Source organism: Buchnera aphidicola (Pterocomma populeum), from assembly GCF_049314985.1.
GTDB lineage: Bacteria > Pseudomonadota > Gammaproteobacteria > Enterobacterales > Enterobacteriaceae > Buchnera > Buchnera aphidicola_BQ.
Genome location: NZ_CP186013.1, coordinates 87810 through 106001, shown reverse-complemented (window position 1 = coordinate 106001; position 18192 = coordinate 87810). Strand labels below are relative to the sequence as shown.

Below are 18192 nucleotides of genomic sequence, written 5' to 3'. Positions count from 1 at the left end.
AAGGATTTTCATATTATGGCACGTATTGCAGGTATTAATATTCCTGATAATAAACATACTTTAATTGCTCTTACTGCAATATATGGTATTGGAAAAACTCGTTCTAAAAAAATTTGTTCTATTTTAAATATTTCTGAGAATACAAAAATTATTGATTTAAGTGGTGAACAAATTGAATTAATAAGAGAATGCATTTTAAAGTATGTTGTTGAAGGAGATTTAAGACGTGAAAGAACATTAAACATAAAGCGTTTAATTGATTTAAGCTGTTATCGAGGTATACGTCATCGAAGAGGTCTTCCAGTACATGGACAGAGAACTAAAACTAATGCTCGAACTTGTAAAGGCCCTAGAAAACCAATAAAAAAATAATTTAGGTAAGTATAATGATACTAAAAAATACGGTTCGTACACGAAAGCGTGTAAAAAAGCAGATTTTAGATGGTATAGCTCATATACATGCTTCTTTTAATAATACCATTGTTACAATTACTGATAGACAGGGTAATACTTTAGGGTGGGCTACTTCAGGAGGTTCTGGTTTTAGAGGATCTCGAAAATCTACTCCCTTTGCTGCTCAAGTTGCTGCTGAGCGTTGTTCAGAAATAGTTAAAGATTATGGTATAAAAAATTTAGAAGTAATGGTAAAAGGTCCGGGACCAGGAAGAGAGTCTACTATTCGTGCTTTAAATGCTGCAGGTTTTCGAATTACAAATATTACTGATGTGACGCCTATTCCCCATAATGGTTGCCGCCCTCCTAAAAAACGCCGTGTATAAATTTAAATTAATAGTCTGGAGAATAAAATGGCAAAATATTTAGGTCCAAAATTAAAGTTAAGTCGACGTGAGGGTACTGATTTATTTTTAAAATCAGGATTTCGTTCTATTGATTCTAAATGTAAAATAGATCAACCTCCAGGACAACATGGAATTCGCAAACCAAGACTGTCTGATTATGCTATCCAATTGCGAGAAAAACAAAAAGTTCGTCGTTTATATGGAATTTTAGAACGTCAGTTTAGAATTTATTATAAAATAGCTGCTCGTATAAAAGGTAATACTGGTGAAAATTTATTACAACTATTGGAAAAAAGACTAGATAATGTAGTATATCGTATGGGATTTGGTTGTACTAGAGCTGAAGCTCGACAGTTAGTCAATCATAAATCGATTACAGTTAATAATAAAATTGTGAATATTGCTTCTTATCAAATAAGTCCGAAAGATCAAATTTCTATTAGAGAGAATGCTAAAAATCAATCTCGTATTAAAGCAGCACTAGAATTAGTTGAACAAAGAGAAAAACCAATATGGTTAGAAGTAAATACTACTACGATGATAGGAATTTTTAAAAGATATCCTGAACGTTCTGATTTATCTGCAGAAATCAATGAGCATTTAATTGTTGAACTTTATTCTAAATAAAGTTGGTAATATTAACAAGAGGATAATATGCAGAATTCAATCATTGGTTTTTTAAAACCTCGTTTAGTTGATATTGAACAGATTAGTGAAACACATACTAAGATTACTTTAGAGCCATTAGAAAGGGGATTTGGTCATACGTTAGGTAATGCTCTTCGTAGAATTTTATTATCTTCTATGCCAGGTTGTGCAGTGACTGAAGTAGAAATTGATGGGGTATTACATGAATATAGTACAAAAGAGGGTATTCAAGAAGATATTTTAGAAATTTTGTTAAATTTAAAAAGTTTAGCTGTAAAATTATATGGAAAAGATGAAGCAATTTTAACATTAATTAAGTCTGGTATTTCCTCTGTAATAGCAGCTGATATTGTACATGATGCGGATGTTGAAATTATTAAGCCAGAACATGTTATTTGCCATCTAACTGATATTAGCTCTTCTATTAACATGAGAATTAAAGTAAAACGTGGTAGAGGATATGTTCCTGCTTCTTCTAGGATACATATAGAGGATTCTATTAGACCCATTGGATGTTTATTAGTAGATGCATGTTATAGTCCAATTGATCGTATTTCTTATAATGTAGAAGCAGCACGTGTAGAAAAAAGAACAGATTTAGACAAATTAGTGATTGAAATGGAAACTAATGGAACTATTGATCCAGAAGAAGCAATACGTCGTGCTGCGACTATTTTAGCAGAACAATTAGAAGCTTTTGTTGATTTAAGAGACATTCGTACACCAGAGGTCAAGGATGAAAAACCTGAATTTGAACCAATTTTACTTCGACCAGTAGATGATTTAGAATTAACTGTACGGTCTGCTAATTGTTTAAAAGCAGAAGCAATACATTATATTGGTGATTTAGTTCAAAGAACGGAAGTAGAACTTCTTAAAACACCTAATTTAGGGAAAAAATCTTTAACTGAAATTAAAGATATATTGGCTTCTCGTAATTTATCTTTAGGTATGCGATTAGAGAATTGGCCTCCAATAAGTATTTCTGATGAATAATTTAGAATTTATTTATTAGTATAATAAAAGACGAAAAAAGAGGATAAATATATGCGTCATCGAAAAAGTGGTCGTCATTTAAATCGCAAACGAAATCATCTTAAAGCTATGCTTAATAATATGGCTGTTTCTTTATTTACTCATGAAATTATTAAAACTACGTTAGCAAAAGCAAAAGAATTACGTCGTGTTGCAGAACCGATGATTACTTTATCTAAAATTGATAGCGTTGCTAATAGACGATTAATTTTTTCTAAAATTCGAAATAATGAAATAGTTACCAAATTATTTAAATATGTTGGACCAATATACTTTAGTAGATTAGGCGGTTATACACGTATCTTAAAATGTGGATTTAGATCTGGAGATAAAGCTCCGATGGCTTATATTGAATTAGTAGATCGCATAAAAGAAAATGTAAAAAATAAAATAATTAAACAATAAAATTTTTATTATAATAGAAATTTTTTAATATTGTATTTATAGCAAACGGGATCAATACCGTTTGCTTACTTTTTATATTAGTATCATATTTTTTTTAAATAAATTTTTTTGTGAAATAAATATCTGTTCACTAGTCATAATTTTTTTTCCAGGTATTTGTAATTTTTTAATATTCAATAATTGATATCCCGTTTGAATTTGAATACCCTGTTTATTCAGTTTAACAATTTCTCCGATAGAATAATTTTGTATATGAATAGGTATAATCTCTGCTTTCCATACTTTAATTATTTTCTCATTTATTTTAAAATGACAAGTTGGCCATGGATTAAAAGCTCGAATCAAACGTTCTAATTTTATTGCTGGAAAATGAAAATTTAATAACCCTTCTTTTTTATAAATTTTATATGATATACGACAATTTTTTTCATCTTGTTTTATTGTTTTTATTGTTTCGTTAATAATGTTTTGTAAAATTTTTAATAAAGATTTAATACCAATATGAATTAATTTTAAAGATAATGTATAGGTAGTATCAATAGGAGAAATACTACAGATTTCTGAATGTATTATTTTTCCTGTATCAATTTTTTCATTCATTTTAATAATTGTGATGCCTGTTTTTTTATCTCCATGCATAATTGCCGATTGAATAGGTGTTGCTCCTCTCCACCGAGGTAATAATGATGGATGAACATTAATACACCCTATTGGAAACATTTTTAGTATTTTTTTTGGTAATATTTTTCCATAAGCAACAACGATCATCATATCTGCATTTAATATTGATAATTGATATTGAAATTTTTCTTCATTTAGATTTAATGGTTGAAACAAAGGAATATTTTTTTTTTGTGATAATATTTTTACAGGTGAAAAAGTAATTTTTTGTCCTCTTCCAGATGGTGTATCTGGTTGAGTAATTACACCTATTATTTGATATGATGAATTAATTAGTGCATTTAAGTAGTGTTCAGAAAAAAATGAAGTTCCAGCAAAAATAATTTTTATATTTTTCACATTGATTTAGTTCCTTTTTTTATTGTCTTTTTTAATTTATGAAATTTTTTGTTTATTCGGTTTTTTTTTAAATCAGATAAATAATCAATAAATAGTTTTCCTATTAAATGATCTATTTCATGTTGTATGCAAATAGATAATATTGATTCAGCTTCTATTTCTATTTTTTTTTCATAAATGTTCATAGCTTCAATTTTGATATAATTTGATCGCGGAATAAAAGCGCGATATTCAGGTATAGATAGACATCCTTCTTCAATGCTAATTAAACCTTTTCTATCAGTAATTTTAGGATTAATGAGTATTAAATCTGTGTTTTTTGTTTCTATGATATTAATAACGATAATTTGTAGTGGAATATTAATTTGTGTTGCTGCTAGACCAATTCCTTCTTCTTGATGCATAATTTTAATCATATTGTTGACAATATTATAAATTTCTTGATTAATATTATTGACAGGTTGGGCAATGTTACGTAAACGTTGATCAGGATAATGTAATATTTTAAAAGAAGACATATATTTTTTTGTATGTAATAATTGAGTTTTAAATATTAATATAAACTTTTTTCATAATAAAAGTTTATTGTGAAATATGTATAAAAATTATTTTTTATAATAATAATTAATAAATAATTTACTGTAACATAAAATAATATTTTTTGATAAAATATGTATAAGAAAAATAATATTTTTTGATATATTAATTTTTTTTAAATTTTATATTTTTACAGATGAGATTTTTTGATTAATGATATAATTTTAGCTAATTATTTATCAAAAAATAGATGATTAATATAAAAATATTTTTAGTATTTTAATTTAGGAATATTAGATTTTGTAAATATTTATATGTATAAAATAATTGTTATAAATATTTTAGATTAAGATATAATTCAATGGTATATTAAAAAAAATTATAAAATATTATTATAATTATATTATTTTACATTTCATGATGTGAAATAGGATATTTTAAAATATATATTTAAATAAATAATTCATAGATATTTTCTATTTTATGTATAATATTTTTCCTAGATAAGAGTTTTTAATGAATCAAAAAAATTTTTTCCATTCATTGGTATATTGTGTAAAAATGTTACAAAAAAATAATGTTATTGCTTATCCTACAGAATCAATGTTCGGTTTAGGTTGTAATCCAATGAGCAAAATAGCAGTAGAAAAATTATTATATTTAAAAAATAGAAGTATAGAAAAAGGTTTTATATTAGTTGGTTCGAATTATAGTCAAATAAAAATATATTTAAATGAATTAAAATTATCTAAACAACAAAAAAAAAATATGTTTTTATATTGGCCCGGTCCTTTTACTTTTTTAGTTCCTGCTAATTCTTTAGTACCATTCTGGTTAACTGGTAAATTTAATACTATAGCTGTACGTATTAGTGCACATGCAGGAATAATAGAACTGTGTAATATGTTTGGTGGTGCATTAATATCTACTAGTGCTAATATTTCTAATATGAAACCTTGTCTTACAAGTGAATCAGTACTGAAAGAATTTGGCAGTAATTTTCCGTTATTATATGGAAAAATAGGAAATGAAACTCATCCTTCTAAAATTATTAATATTATTAATGGAAAATTAATTCGCGATGCCTAAATTAATAATACCTGACTATGCTTTATTTGGAAATCCTGTTAATCATAGTAAATCCCCTCAAATTCATAAATTATTTTCAAAACAAATAGATATTTTATATAATTATGAATCGATTAATATTCCTATGAATAATTTTTCTGATATTATATTTTCTTTTTTTAAATCTAATGGTAAAGGCGCAAATATTACCGCTCCTTTTAAAGAAAAAGCATATTTGTTAGCAGATCGATTAACTAATTCTGCTAAAATTTCTAAATCTGTTAATACATTTAAAAAAATAAACAATAAATATATTTTAGGTGATAATACTGATGGAATAGGTTTATTATCTGATTTATTACGATTGCATTTTATAGAAAAACATTTTTCTATTTTAATACTTGGAGCCGGTGGTGCAGTAAGAGGTATTTTATTTTCACTTCTTTCATTTGGATGTTCAGTATCAATTTTAAATAGGACACTTTTACATGCTGAAAAATTAGTATTTGAATTTAATCAATTTGGCAAAATAGATATTTTAACAAAAAATAGTACAACAAATAAAAAATTTGATTTAATTATTAATGCTACTTCAAGAAATATTAATTATGAAACAGATTTTTTTTGTGTTTCTTTAGTGTCTTCTAAAACTTTTTTTTATGATATGAATTATCAGATTGGTTATACGCCTTTTATCAATTGGTGTATTAAAATAGGTGCTAAATATTTTTCAGATGGTATAGGTATGTTAGTTTTTCAAGCAGCGCATTCTTGTTTTCTTTGGCATAATATATTACCATCAGTTAATCCCGTTATCAAAACATTGAAAAAAAAAGATAATTTTTAAATTTATTTAACATAAAATACTTGACTCTTTTTTTTACGATCTGTATGATTTATTAGGATAATTAATAAATAATATATTTATTAAAATTTAGTCCCCTTCGTCTAGAGGTCTAGGACACTGCCCTTTCACGGCGGCAACAGGGGTTCAAATCCCCTAGGGGACGATAATAAAAAATTTTAAAATAATATATACTAATTGAAATTATTATGTTATTCTCAATAAAGATTTAAAAATAGATTTAAAAAAACTATTGATATAAAGCTCTTTAAAAATTCGGAAAACAAGCATAAATAAATTTTAAAATAAAAAACACCTGTGGGTTGTAAGGTTAAGCGAATAAGCGTACATGGTGAATGCCTTGGCAGTCAGAGGCGAAGAAGGACGTGCTAATCTGCGAAAAGCGTCGGTAAGCTGATATGAAGCGTTATAACCGTCGATATCCGAATGGGGAAACCCGATGCAAAATATGCATCATTATTAACTGAATTAAATAAGTTAATAAGGCAAACCAAGGGAACTGAAACATCTAAGTACCTTGAGGAAAAGAAATCAACCGAGATTCCCTTAGTAGTGGCGAACGAAAAGGGACCAGCCCAGAACTATAATCAATTTAAAATATAGTAGAATAATTTGGAAAAATTAGCGATACATGGTGATAGCCCAGTATATGAAAATTTTATATTGTGAGTTCGAAAAGTAGAGCGGGACACGAGAAATCCTGTTTGAATATGGGGGGACCATCCTCCAAGGCTAAATACTCCTGACTGACCGATAGTGAACTAGTACCGTAAGGGAAAGGCGAAAAGAACCCCGGTGAGGGGAGTGAAATAGAACCTGAAACCGTGTACGTACAAGCAGTGGGAGCATTTTTTTTGTGTGACTGCGTACCTTTTGTATAATGGGTCAGCGACTTGTACTCTGTAGCAAGGTTAACTTAATAAGGGAGCCGAAGGGAAACCGAGTCCTAAACAGGCGTTAAGTTTCAGGGTACAGACCCGAAACCCGGTGATCTAGCCATGGGCAGGTTGAAGGTTGGGTAAAACCAACTGGAGGACCGAACCGACTGATGTTGAAAAATCAGCGGATGACCTGTGGTTAGGGGTGAAAGGCCAATCAAACCGGGAGATAGCTGGTTCTCCCCGAAAGCTATTTAGGTAGCGCCTCGTGAATTCATCTTCGGGGGTAGAGCACTGTTTCGGTTAGGGGGCCATCCCGGCTTACCAATCCGATGCAAACTCCGAATACCGTAGAATGTTATCACGGGAGACACACAGCGGGTGCTAACGTTCGTTGTGGAAAGGGAAACAACCCAGACCGCCAGCTAAGGTCCCAAAGTCATAGTTAAGTGGGAAACGATGTGGGAAGGCATAAACAGCCAGGATGTTGGCTTAGAAGCAGCCATCATTTAAAGAAAGCGTAATAGCTCACTGGTCAAGTCGGCCTGCGCGGAAGATGTAACGGGGCTCAAACTATGCACCGAAGCTGCGGCAGTAAAAAATTTATTTTTTGCTGGGTAGGGGAGCGTTCTGTAAGCCAATGAAGATATATTGTAAAATATATTGGAGGTATCAGAAGTGCGAATGCTGACATGAGTAACGATAAAGCAGGTGAAAAACCTGCTCGCCGAAAAACTAAGGTTTCCTGTCCAACGCTAATCGGGGCAGGGTAAGCCGACCCCTAAGGCGAGGCTGTAAAGCGTAGTCGATGGATAACAGGTTAATATTCCTGTGCTTAATATTACTGCGAAGTGGGGACGAAGAAGGTTAGGTTATCCAGGTGACGGTTATCCTGGTTTAAGTGTGTAGGTATGATAATTAGGCAAATCCGGTTATCTTTAATCTGAGGCATGATGACGAATTACTACGGTAATGAAGTGACTAATACCACGCTTCCAAGAAAAGCCTCTAAGCATCAGGTAATTTTAAATCGTACCAAAAACCGACACAGGTAGTTAGGTAGAGAATACTAAGGCGCTTGAGAGAACCCAGGTGAAGGAACTAGGCAAAATAGTGCCGTAACTTCGGGAGAAGGCACGCTAGTTGTAAGTGAAAGGATTTACTCCAATAGCTGAAGCTAGTCGAAGATACCAGCTGGCTGCAACTGTTTATTAAAAACACAGCACTGTGCAAACACGAAAGTGGACGTATACGGTGTGACGCCTGCCCGGTGCCGGAAGGTTAATCGAAAGGGTTAAAGGAAACTTGAAGCTCTGGACTGAAGCCCCGGTAAACGGCGGCCGTAACTATAACGGTCCTAAGGTAGCGAAATTCCTTGTCGGGTAAGTTCCGACCTGCACGAATGGCGTAATGATGGCCAGGCTGTCTCCACCTGGGACTCAGTGAAATTGAAATTGCTGTGAAGATGCAGTATACCCGCGGCAAGACGGAAAGACCCCGTGAACCTTTACTATAGCTTGACACTGAATTCTAAATTTTAATGTGTAGGATAGGTGGGAGGCTATGAAATTAAAACGCTAGTTTTAATGGAGCCAAACTTGAAATACCACCCTTTAAAATTCGGTATTCTAACCTAGTGCCGTAATCCGGTACAGAGACAGTGTCTGGTGGGTAGTTTGACTGGGGCGGTCTCCTCCCAAAGAGTAACGGAGGAGTGCGAAGATTGGCTAATCACGGTCGGACATCGTGAGGTTAGTGCAAAGGCATAAGCCAGTTTGACTGCGAGCGTGATAACGCGAGCAGATGCGAAAGCAGGTCTTAGTGATCCGGTGGTTCTGTATGGAAGGGCCATCGCTCAACGGATAAAAGGTACTCCGGGGATAACAGGCTGATACCGCCCAAGAGTTCATATCGACGGCGGTGTTTGGCACCTCGATGTCGGCTCATCACATCCTGGGGCTGAAGCAGGTCCCAAGGGTATGGCTGTTCGCCATTTAAAGTGGTACGCGAGCTGGGTTTAGAACGTCGTGAGACAGTTCGGTCCCTATCTGCCGTGGGCGTTGGAAGATTGAGAGGGGCTGCTTCTAGTACGAGAGGACCGAAGTGGACGTATCACTGGTGTTCGGGTTGTCATGCCAATGGCATTGCCCGGTAGCTAAATACGGAAAAGATAAGTGCTGAACGCATATAAGCACGAAACTTGCCTCAAGATTAATCTTCCCTGAAACAGAAATGTTTACTGAAGGGACGTTGAAGACTACAACGTTGATAGGCTAGATGTGTAAGTGTAGTAATATATTGAGCTAACTAGTACTAATGACCCAAGAGGCTTAACCTTACAACACCAGAGGTGTTTTTTTAAAGAAAATGAATAACGCTTGTTTTTACTGAATTTATTATTTTTTTAATCATAATTTTTACTAAAATACTTAAATAAATTATAAAATGCCTGGCAAAAATAGTGTAGTGGTACCACCTGAATCCATTCCGAACTCAGAAGTGAAACGCTTCAACGCCGATGGTAGTACGGGGTCTCCCCGTGTGAGAGTAGGTAAAGGCCAGGCAAATACAAAAAAACCCGAAAATTTTCGGGTTTTTTTGTATTTGCCTTTCTTTTTTTAGATATAAATACAATTTTATCAATAATTTTATTACTATTTTGATTTATCAATAGTATAGTATTTAGTATAATAAATTATTATTATTTAATAATTATAAAAATTTAGATAGTAATTTACTATAACAAATTATTTTCTTTTTAAATAAATTAAAAATTAATTTATTTAGAATTAAAATTTTATTAATATATTTATTATTTTTTTCTTAATGCTTACTATTATTATTTTGAAAAAAATAGTTTATGATTAATGTTTTAATCTGCTTTTTTTAATTTAGTATATATTTTTCATGTGAAGGTAATATAGATGTCCAAGATTAAAGGTAATGTAAAGTGGTTTAATGAGTCTAAAGGTTTTGGTTTTATTACTCCTGAAGATGGTAGTAAAGATGTTTTTGTTCATTTTTCAGCAATACAAAGTAATGGATTTAAAACGTTAGCAGAAGGTCAAAGCGTTGAGTTTGAAATTACAGAAGGAGCAAAAGGACCGTCTGCTGCTAATGTGATTAGTTTATAGATTTTGATTTATTTATCTAAAAATAAATATATTTTTTATAGTACGTGTTCTTATGGAACCGTACTATGTTTAAAAAATATTAAAATTTTTATAAAACCATTCTAACCATATTAATTTGACTAATTTCATGATATAAAATTTCAATTTGTTCAAAATTTTTTGCGCATATTGTAATAGAAACAGATAAATAATTCCCTCTATGACTAGATTTAACTTGAGGTGTATAATCTCCTGGAATATGAATTTGAATTACTCTAATAATCTGATCAACAAGTTCAGGTTTTGATAAACCAATGATTTTATAAGTAAAAAAACAAGGGAATTTTAACATTTCTCGTAATTTTGTTTGCATTATTAATCCTGGTTTTGTTTTATATCAATAATAAAGAAAAATTATTATATTATAATCGTTTGATATTTTAATTTATAATTTTTTATTATTTAATTTATTTTTTAATAGATTGATAAAAAATTATAATATATATTAATAGTATTTTATATTAGCACATTACAAAACTGGAAATAATATATTATGTTAAAAATTTTTAATACATTAACGTGTAAAAAAGAAATTTTTAAACCAATTGAGCAAAATAAAATAAACTTATATGTATGTGGTGTAACTGTTTACGATTTTTGTCATATTGGACATGGTCGTACTTTTATTGTATTTGATATGATAGTACGTTATTTTAAATATTTACATTTTCAAGTAACATATGTTCGTAATATTACTGATATTGATGATAAGATTATTGAAAAATCAATTAAAGAAAATATAAATATTAATATTTTAACAAAAAATATGATTCATGCAATGAATAAAGATTTTTCTATGCTTAATCTGATTATTCCCGATGAAGAACCGCGTATTACAGATTATAGAAAAGATATTATTGAGTTAATTACTGAATTACTAGATAAAAAATATGCTTATATTAATGAAGATGGTGATGTCGTATTTTCTATAGATAAAGATATTAATTATGGTTCATTATCTCATCAGTCTTTAGATTTATTAAAATCCGGTTCAAGAATTCCTATAAATAAAATGAAAAAAAATCCTTTAGATTTTATCTTATGGAAAAAAGAAAAAGATAAAGAAAAAGAAATTCATTTTTCTTGGGATTCCCCTTGGGGACAAGGTCGTCCTGGATGGCATATTGAATGTAGTACTATGATTAAAACATTTTTTAATAATTCTGTTGATATTCATGGTGGTGGTTCTGATCTTTTATTTCCTCATCACGAAAATGAAAAATCGCAATCTTCAGTTTTAGACAAAGAATTAAAAATAAATGTTTGGATGCATACAGGGATGGTTATAATTAATAATAAAAAAATGTCAAAATCTTTAAATAATGTATATTTTTTAAAAGATATTTTAGCATCATATGATGCAGAAACCATACGTTATTTTCTTTTATCTACACATTATAGGCGTCCTATACATTATTCTTCAGTATATCTTGATCAATCTCGATCTGCATTAGAAACTTTATATATTGCTTTATATGGTACACATCCTATTTCTAATCTTTCTGAAGGCAGGAAATACGAAATGGATTTTAAAAATGCAATGAACGATGATTTTAATACACCTAAAGCTTTTTCTACTTTTTTTCAATTAGCTCATGAAATTAATTCATTCAAAAGTGTTAATAAATTACAAGCTAATTTACTGGCTTTTAGATTATTATCTTTAGCAAATTCTATAGGTTTTTTATTGCAAAAACCTGAAAATTTTTTGAAAAAAATATGTTTATTTAATATAGATAAATTAAAAAAAATTCAAGAATTAATAGAACAAAGAAACATTGCTAGACAATCTCATTTATGGGAAAAAGCAGATAAAATTCGTGATGAATTAATATCCTGGGGTATTTTTTTAGAAGATTTTCCTACTTATACATTATGGCGTAAAAAATAAATGATGTTTAAATATAAAATGAGTGTTATTTAATATTTTTGAGTATCATGATATTTTTCGCATGCCTCTAATGTATTTTGAAGTAATGTTGTAACAGTCATAGGTCCTACACCACCTGGTACAGGAGTGATATATGATGCTCTTAAACATGCTGAATTAAAATCAACATCACCTACTATATTTCCATTAGGTAATCGATTAATACCTACATCTATAATAATAGCTCCTTTTTTAATCCAGTTTCCTTTTAAAAAATTAGGCTTTCCTATTGCTATAACTAATAAATCTGCACTTTTTACGTATTTTTTAAGATTTTTAGTAAAACGATGTGTTATAGTAATAGTACATCCAGCTAGTAATAATTCTAAACTCATAGGTCTTCCAACTATATTAGATGCACCTATTATAACAGCGTGTAATCCATGAGTTTTTATATTATAGTGTTCTAATATAGTAATAATGCCTTTAGGAGTACATGCTCTTAGTTTTGGTTGTCTTTGACATAAAGAACCAATATTATAAGGATGAAAACCATCAACATCTTTTTGAGGAAGAATACTACTTATTATTTTGATTTGATTAATATGTTGAGGTAATGGTAATTGAACTAAAATACCATCTATTTTCGAATTATTGTTTAATTTTTGTATAAGTTCTAATATTTTATTTTCTGAAATATTTTCTTTAAAAATCCAAGATTCTGAAAAAAAACCTACGTTTTTACAGGCTATTTTTTTATTTTGAACATATATTTGAGATGGAACATTAGATCCGATTAAGATAATTGCTAATCCAGGTACTCTTTTATTATTTTTTTTTCTATTATTAACCTGATTTAAAATATCTAATTGTATTTTTTTTGCTATTTTACTTCCATTTATAATAATTGCTGACATTAGTAATGAACTCGGTAAATTTTTATTGTAGTAATAAAAAATTAGTATAATTATTCTATAATATTTTATATTTTTATTATAAAATAGAATATTACTAGTAATTTATTATGATATATTATATTATTATAAAAAATCTTTTCATGCGCTCTTAGCTCAGATGGATAGAGCAACGGCCTTCTAAGCCGTAGGTCACAGGTTCAAATCCTGTAGAGCGCATAAATAATTAATTAAAAATAACTATTTTTTAAAATAAAATCTATATTTTTTTTAACTTCAGATAATGTATTTGCACCATTTAATTGAAAGTATTTTAAATTATCTTGTATTTTTTTTTCTTGGTAATATTGAGTTAATGGTTGGCTTAATTGAATATACTCTTTTAATCTTTTTTTAACTATTTCGATTTTGTCATCTTCTCTAATACATAATTTTTCTCCGGTAAAATCATCAATATTTTTTTCTTTAGGAGGGTTAAATTTTATATGATAAATTCGTCCTGAATTTAAGTGTATTCTCCTTCCTGATATCCTTTCTAATATTAATTTATATGGTATTAATAATTCTAAAATATAATCTATGTTTATCTTTTTTCTAGATAGATATTGAGCTTGTTCAATATTTCTTGGAAAACCATCTAATAAAAAACCATTATCACAATCTTTTTTTTGTATTCTTTTTGTAATTAAATCACAAATAATGTTATTATCAACTAATTTTCCTTGAATCATAGTATTTTTTATTTTTTCTCCTATAATACTACCTGAAGAAATATTTTCACGTAGAATATCGCCAGTAGATATATGTGGAATATTATATTTTTTAATAATAAATTTTCCTTGAGTTCCTTTTCCTGTTCCTGGCGGCCCTAATAAAATAATGCGCATATTTTTCTTATAAAAAAATGAAATAATTATAAAGATTACTACTTTATAGTAGTAATCATGTTTATTTGATTAAATTAATAGCTGATTCATTCTAGTAATAAATTGGTGTGGATTTTTTAATGTTCCTTTTTCAGATAGTAAAGCTTGATCTAATAGTAAATAAATCCATTCTTGTAATTCATTTGAATCCTGTATTAAGGATATTTTTTTAATTAGTTTATGTTTTGGATTTATTTCAAAAATATATTTTATTTCAGGAACTTTTTGACCAGCTGCAGAAAATAATTTTGCCATTTGTGTGGTCATTTCATTAGAATCACTTAATACCATACAGGGAGTTTCAGTTAATCTATTGGTTAATCTGACTTCTTTAACTTCATCTTTTAAGATATTTTTTACTTTTTTTAAAAAATCTATAATTTTTGTTTCTAATTCATGATTATTAATTTTTTTTTCTTCTGTTAATTTATTTAATGATATATCATCTTTACTAATAGACTGAAATTTTTTATTTTCAAATTCTAATAAATAATTCATCATCCATTCATCAATTTTATCTGATAATAACAATACATCAATATTATTTTTCTTAAATAACTCTAGATGAGGACTATTTTTAGCTGAAATATAGCTATCTGCAGTTATGTAATATATTTTTTCCTGTTTTTCATGCATATTAGAAATATATTCTTTCAGTGATAATGTTTGTTCAGAACTATTATTTTTTATTGATGTAAAACGCAATAAGTTTGCAATTGTATTTAAATTTTTGCTATCTTCTGCTGGTCCCTCTTTTAATATTAAACCAAATTCATTCCAAAATTTTTGGTATTTTTCAACATTATGTTTTGCTAATTTTTCAAGCATTTTTAGTGATCTTTTAATTAATGCTTGTTTTAAATTATTTGTAATACGATTATCTTGTAAAATTTCACGAGATACATTTAATGGTAAATTATTAGAATCAATTAAACCTTTTATGAAACGCAAATAATTTGGAAGAAATTCATTAGAATTATCCATTATATATACACGTTTTACATATAATTTTAAGCCGTGTTTATTATCTCGATTCCATATATCCCAATCTGCTTTTTTTGGAATAAATAATAAGCTTATATATTCTTGATTGCCTTCAACTTTATTATGACTCCATATAATTGGATTATTACTATCATTAGTAAGATGTTTGTAAAATTCTTGATATTCTTTTTTAGTAATAGATGTTTTATTAAGTGTCCATAAAGCTTTTGCTTTATTAATTTGTTCCCAAGAATAAGTTTTACTTTTTTCATCATAAGTTTGTATTTTGACAGGAACCATAATATGATCAGAATATTTACTAATTATATTTCTAATGCGCCATATATCTAAAAATTGTTCTTCTTCTTTTTTTAAATATAAAGTAATTTCTGTACCTCTCTTTTTTTTGGTAATTTTTTTGATATTATATTCACCTTCACCTGAAGATTCCCATAATGTACCTTCAGTATGTGCAGTATTTGCAAATCTAGTCCGTACAGTAACTTTCTGAGATACAATAAACGAAGAATAAAAACCTACTCCAAATTCTCCAATTAATGAATTATTTCCATTTTTTTCTTTTTTAAAAGATTCAATAAAAGATTTAGTACCTGATTTTGCAATTGTTCCTAAATTTTCAATAGCATCTTCACGAGTCATTCCTATTCCATTATCACTAATTATAATCGTTCCTTGTGCTTTATTAATAGAAATTTCTATATTCATATCACTATCATTTTCATATGATTCTGGTGAAGATATGGATATAAATCTTAGTTTGTCAATAGCATCAGATGCGTTTGAAATGAGCTCTCTTAAAAAAATTTCTTTATTTGAATATAAAGAATGAATCATTAAATGTAATAATTCTTTTACTTCAGATTTAAAATTATATGTTTCTTGTTTTTGTATATTCATTTTTATTTCTTTTTAAATTTTTATGATTTTAATATAAATTAAGTAAACTTTATTTTTTGTATTTATTATTATAAATAATTTTTATTTTATATAGGTATATTAAATCCTGTAGGCAATTGCATATCTGTAGAAATAGAAGACATTTTCTTTTTTTGTTCTTCTGATATTCTTCTAGTAGCATCATTAAATGCTGCTGCTGCTAAATCTTCTAACATATCTTTATCATCTGTTAATAAACTAGGATCTACTTCGACGCGGCTACAATTATGTGCTCCATTTATAGTAACTTTTACTAATCCAGCTCCTGCTTCTCCTGTAACTTCCATTTTTGCTATTTCAGCTTGTATTTTTGCAACTTTTTCTTGCATTTCTTGAGCTTGTTTCATTAAATTACCTAAACCGCCTTTAGTAAACATATTTTATGTTCTCTTTTTAATAATCTTATTCAATTTAATTTATATATTTTATATTAAAAATATATTTTTTTTTGTCCATTCTATATTAAATTTTTTTTCTAATATTTGAACGTTAATATCTTGTTTCATTATTATATATGCTTCTTTAATTTTTTTTTCATATTTTTTTGTAATAATGTGTTTAGATTTTGATAATTCTGATGTATATATTTTTTTTTTGTCTTTTATATTTAATTGATAATTATTTTTATTAGATAATATTTTTTTTTTATTTTTTAAAATTATATCAGTTAAATGATTATTTTTCATAATTAATCTAAATCTTCTTTTTAGGTAAAAATAATATATGATAAAAAGATAATAATATAAAATTTATTATTTTTCTATTTTTCTTATAGCTCTTAGGATAATCATTTCTGTTCCTATTTTTGGATCTGGTGAAAACGGTAGTTCTTTTCTACCTGTTGATATAATGTGATAACATAGAGAGATATCACTTTTATTAGTTATATTAACAATATCATCTATTTTTATTTTGTGGTCTTCTATATATTTTTCATCTGATATTAACGGAAATAACTTTATCATCGCTATATAATGTAAACAGCGTAATATTTCAATTAAAATTTTTTCCCATTCTACAATTTTATTACTTATCTTCTTAAGAAGAATCATGGTTTTTTTTGTATCTTTTTTTAATATTTCGCAAGTGATTGAAAATATTTTTTTTTGTGATGGTAATCCTAACATTTTTATTACATCTTTTTTATTAATAGAGTTATTACCTAATGAAATAGCTTTCTCTATTAAATTAAGCGCATCTCTTGCACTTCCTTCAGAATAATTTGCAATAGTTTTTAAAGCATAATCATCAGTATTAATATTTTCTTTTGCTAAAATATTTTTTAAAAAATAAAATATTTTTTTTGAAGATAAAATATTTAAATGAAAATGTAGGCATCTAGAAATAATAGTGTTTGGAATTCTATTAATCTCTGTAGTAGCTAAAATAAATTTAATATGTTTTGGAGGTTCTTCAAGAATTTTTAAAAATGCATTAAAGCTATGACGAGAAAGCATATGAACTTCATCAATTAAATATATTTTAAATCTTCCTTTTATTGGTGAATAATATACATTATCTAATATTTCTTTAATTTCTTCTACTTTAGTACGAGAAGCAGCATCCACTTCAATAAAATCGAGAAATAGTCCTTTTTCTATTTCTATACAATTTGCGCATTTTCGACAAGGATTAGATGTAATACCAGTTATACAATTTAAACTTTTTGCTAATAATCGTGCAATAGTTGTTTTTCCTATTCCTCTTGTACCAGAAAATAACCATGCATGATGAATACGATTTAGAGAGAAACTATTGCATATAGCCGTTACAATATGCTTTTGACCAATAATATCTTTGAAGGATTGTGGTCTATATTTTCTTGCAAATACACAATAACTCATATATTTTATTCTTCTTATAAAAATATTCTTTTACTTTTCTATTTATTAATAAAAGAATGTAAATTATTATAGTATTTCTATATTATATAAATTTTATTTGTTAAATAGATTTTTTATTGATATAATATGTTTTAAATTATTATTAATACAAAATATACTATTGAGTTTTCTGTTAGTTTCTAACACTGTAGAATTGAATATCTAGTCAGATCTGGAAAGAAGCAGCTAAATCAAATAATACAGGTGTTTTGATAAAGCTAACAGAAAC

General features: G+C 28.0%; 18 protein-coding genes, 2 tRNA genes, 2 rRNA genes and 1 other RNA gene. 14 read left to right on the top strand and 9 right to left on the bottom strand.

The genetic code is table 11. The annotated features are described in order from the left end of the window. Positions 1–15 precede the first annotated feature (15 nt). The 5 genes from rpsM to rplQ are packed head-to-tail and all read left to right on the top strand — an operon-like array spanning position 16 to position 2888. On the top strand, positions 16–372 hold the full coding sequence (gene rpsM, locus ACOI1G_RS00510) for a 30S ribosomal protein S13 (RefSeq protein ID WP_422667388.1): 357 nt from the start codon (positions 16–18) through the stop codon (positions 370–372). 17 nt (positions 373–389) lie between these two features. Further along, positions 390–779, top strand: a complete 390-nt coding sequence (gene rpsK / locus ACOI1G_RS00505) for a 30S ribosomal protein S11 (protein ID WP_422667570.1) — start codon at positions 390–392, stop codon at positions 777–779. Positions 780–806: 27 nt separating this feature from the next. After that, positions 807–1427: a 30S ribosomal protein S4 gene (gene rpsD, locus ACOI1G_RS00500; RefSeq protein WP_422667387.1), complete on the top strand. Its 621-nt coding sequence runs from the start codon at positions 807–809 to the stop codon at positions 1425–1427. Positions 1428–1454: 27 nt separating this feature from the next. After that, positions 1455–2444, top strand: a complete 990-nt coding sequence (locus ACOI1G_RS00495; RefSeq protein ID WP_422667386.1) for a DNA-directed RNA polymerase subunit alpha — start codon at positions 1455–1457, stop codon at positions 2442–2444. A gap of 51 nt (positions 2445–2495) precedes the next feature. Beyond that, positions 2496–2888 carry a 50S ribosomal protein L17 gene (gene rplQ, locus ACOI1G_RS00490; protein WP_422667385.1) on the top strand — a complete coding sequence of 131 codons (393 nt, stop codon included), beginning with the start codon at positions 2496–2498 and terminating at the stop codon, positions 2886–2888. A 72-nt stretch (positions 2889–2960) separates the two neighbouring features. On the opposite strand, the gene fmt is transcribed toward rplQ, so the two are convergent. Together fmt and def are read right to left on the bottom strand one after the other, a co-directional pair. Continuing rightward, positions 2961–3908, bottom strand: a complete 948-nt coding sequence (gene fmt, locus ACOI1G_RS00485; RefSeq protein ID WP_422667384.1) for a methionyl-tRNA formyltransferase — start codon at positions 3906–3908, stop codon at positions 2961–2963. Beyond that, positions 3905–4426 carry a peptide deformylase gene (gene def / locus ACOI1G_RS00480; RefSeq protein WP_422667383.1) on the bottom strand — a complete coding sequence of 174 codons (522 nt, stop codon included), beginning with the start codon at positions 4424–4426 and terminating at the stop codon, positions 3905–3907. Before def ends, fmt begins: the two co-directional genes overlap by 4 nt. A 580-nt stretch (positions 4427–5006) precedes the next feature. Between def and ACOI1G_RS00475 the strand changes: the two genes are divergently transcribed. The 6 genes from ACOI1G_RS00475 (at position 5007) to cspE (ending at position 10390) form a co-directional block, all read left to right on the top strand. Beyond that, entirely contained in the window at positions 5007–5534 is a 528-nt protein-coding gene (locus tag ACOI1G_RS00475) for a Sua5/YciO/YrdC/YwlC family protein (protein WP_422667569.1), read from the top strand. After that, entirely contained in the window at positions 5527–6360 is an 834-nt protein-coding gene (gene aroE / locus ACOI1G_RS00470; RefSeq protein WP_422667382.1) for a shikimate dehydrogenase, read from the top strand. Before ACOI1G_RS00475 ends, aroE begins: the two co-directional genes overlap by 8 nt. A gap of 90 nt (positions 6361–6450) precedes the next feature. Further along, positions 6451–6523: transfer RNA gene (locus ACOI1G_RS00465), tRNA-Glu, on the top strand. 163 nt (positions 6524–6686) lie between these two features. Further along, positions 6687–9594: ribosomal RNA gene (locus ACOI1G_RS00460) — 23S ribosomal RNA — on the top strand. A gap of 110 nt (positions 9595–9704) precedes the next feature. Beyond that, positions 9705–9820 (top strand): 5S ribosomal RNA (gene rrf, locus ACOI1G_RS00455). A gap of 360 nt (positions 9821–10180) precedes the next feature. Then, positions 10181–10390, top strand: coding sequence for a transcription antiterminator/RNA stability regulator CspE (gene cspE, locus ACOI1G_RS00450; protein WP_009874442.1), 210 nt, complete (start codon positions 10181–10183; stop codon positions 10388–10390). Between the two features lie 88 nt (positions 10391–10478). Here cspE and ybeD read toward each other — a convergent pair whose 3' ends face one another. Further along, positions 10479–10742, bottom strand: coding sequence for a DUF493 family protein YbeD (gene ybeD / locus ACOI1G_RS00445; protein WP_422667381.1), 264 nt, complete (start codon positions 10740–10742; stop codon positions 10479–10481). A gap of 180 nt (positions 10743–10922) precedes the next feature. Between ybeD and cysS the strand changes: the two genes are divergently transcribed. Then, entirely contained in the window at positions 10923–12320 is a 1398-nt protein-coding gene (gene cysS / locus ACOI1G_RS00440) for a cysteine--tRNA ligase (RefSeq protein ID WP_422667380.1), read from the top strand. Positions 12321–12349: 29 nt separating this feature from the next. Here the strand turns inward: cysS and folD are convergent, their stop codons facing one another. Next, the gene (gene folD, locus ACOI1G_RS00435; RefSeq protein WP_422667379.1) at positions 12350–13216 is read right to left on the bottom strand and encodes a bifunctional methylenetetrahydrofolate dehydrogenase/methenyltetrahydrofolate cyclohydrolase FolD; all 867 of its coding nucleotides are present in this window, start codon (positions 13214–13216) and stop codon (positions 12350–12352) included. 142 nt (positions 13217–13358) lie between these two features. Here folD and ACOI1G_RS00430 point away from each other — a divergent pair. Beyond that, positions 13359–13432: transfer RNA gene (locus ACOI1G_RS00430), tRNA-Arg, on the top strand. A gap of 11 nt (positions 13433–13443) precedes the next feature. On the opposite strand, the gene adk is transcribed toward ACOI1G_RS00430, so the two are convergent. From adk to dnaX, 5 genes are all read right to left on the bottom strand, one after another. Continuing rightward, positions 13444–14100 (bottom strand): adenylate kinase, encoded by a 657-nt coding sequence (gene adk / locus ACOI1G_RS00425; RefSeq protein WP_422667378.1) that lies wholly within the window; start codon positions 14098–14100, stop codon positions 13444–13446. Positions 14101–14169: 69 nt separating this feature from the next. Further along, positions 14170–16041: a molecular chaperone HtpG gene (gene htpG / locus ACOI1G_RS00420; RefSeq protein WP_422667377.1), complete on the bottom strand. Its 1872-nt coding sequence runs from the start codon at positions 16039–16041 to the stop codon at positions 14170–14172. Positions 16042–16127: 86 nt separating this feature from the next. After that, positions 16128–16457, bottom strand: coding sequence for a YbaB/EbfC family nucleoid-associated protein (locus tag ACOI1G_RS00415; protein ID WP_422667376.1), 330 nt, complete (start codon positions 16455–16457; stop codon positions 16128–16130). Positions 16458–16505: 48 nt separating this feature from the next. Further along, on the bottom strand, positions 16506–16766 hold the full coding sequence (locus tag ACOI1G_RS00410; protein WP_422667375.1) for a hypothetical protein: 261 nt from the start codon (positions 16764–16766) through the stop codon (positions 16506–16508). Between the two features lie 66 nt (positions 16767–16832). Further along, on the bottom strand, positions 16833–17924 hold the full coding sequence (gene dnaX, locus ACOI1G_RS00405) for a DNA polymerase III subunit gamma/tau (protein WP_422667374.1): 1092 nt from the start codon (positions 17922–17924) through the stop codon (positions 16833–16835). 170 nt (positions 17925–18094) lie between these two features. Here dnaX and ffs point away from each other — a divergent pair. Next, positions 18095–18190: signal recognition particle sRNA small type (ffs, locus tag ACOI1G_RS00400), an RNA gene on the top strand. Positions 18191–18192: the final 2 nt, after the last annotated feature.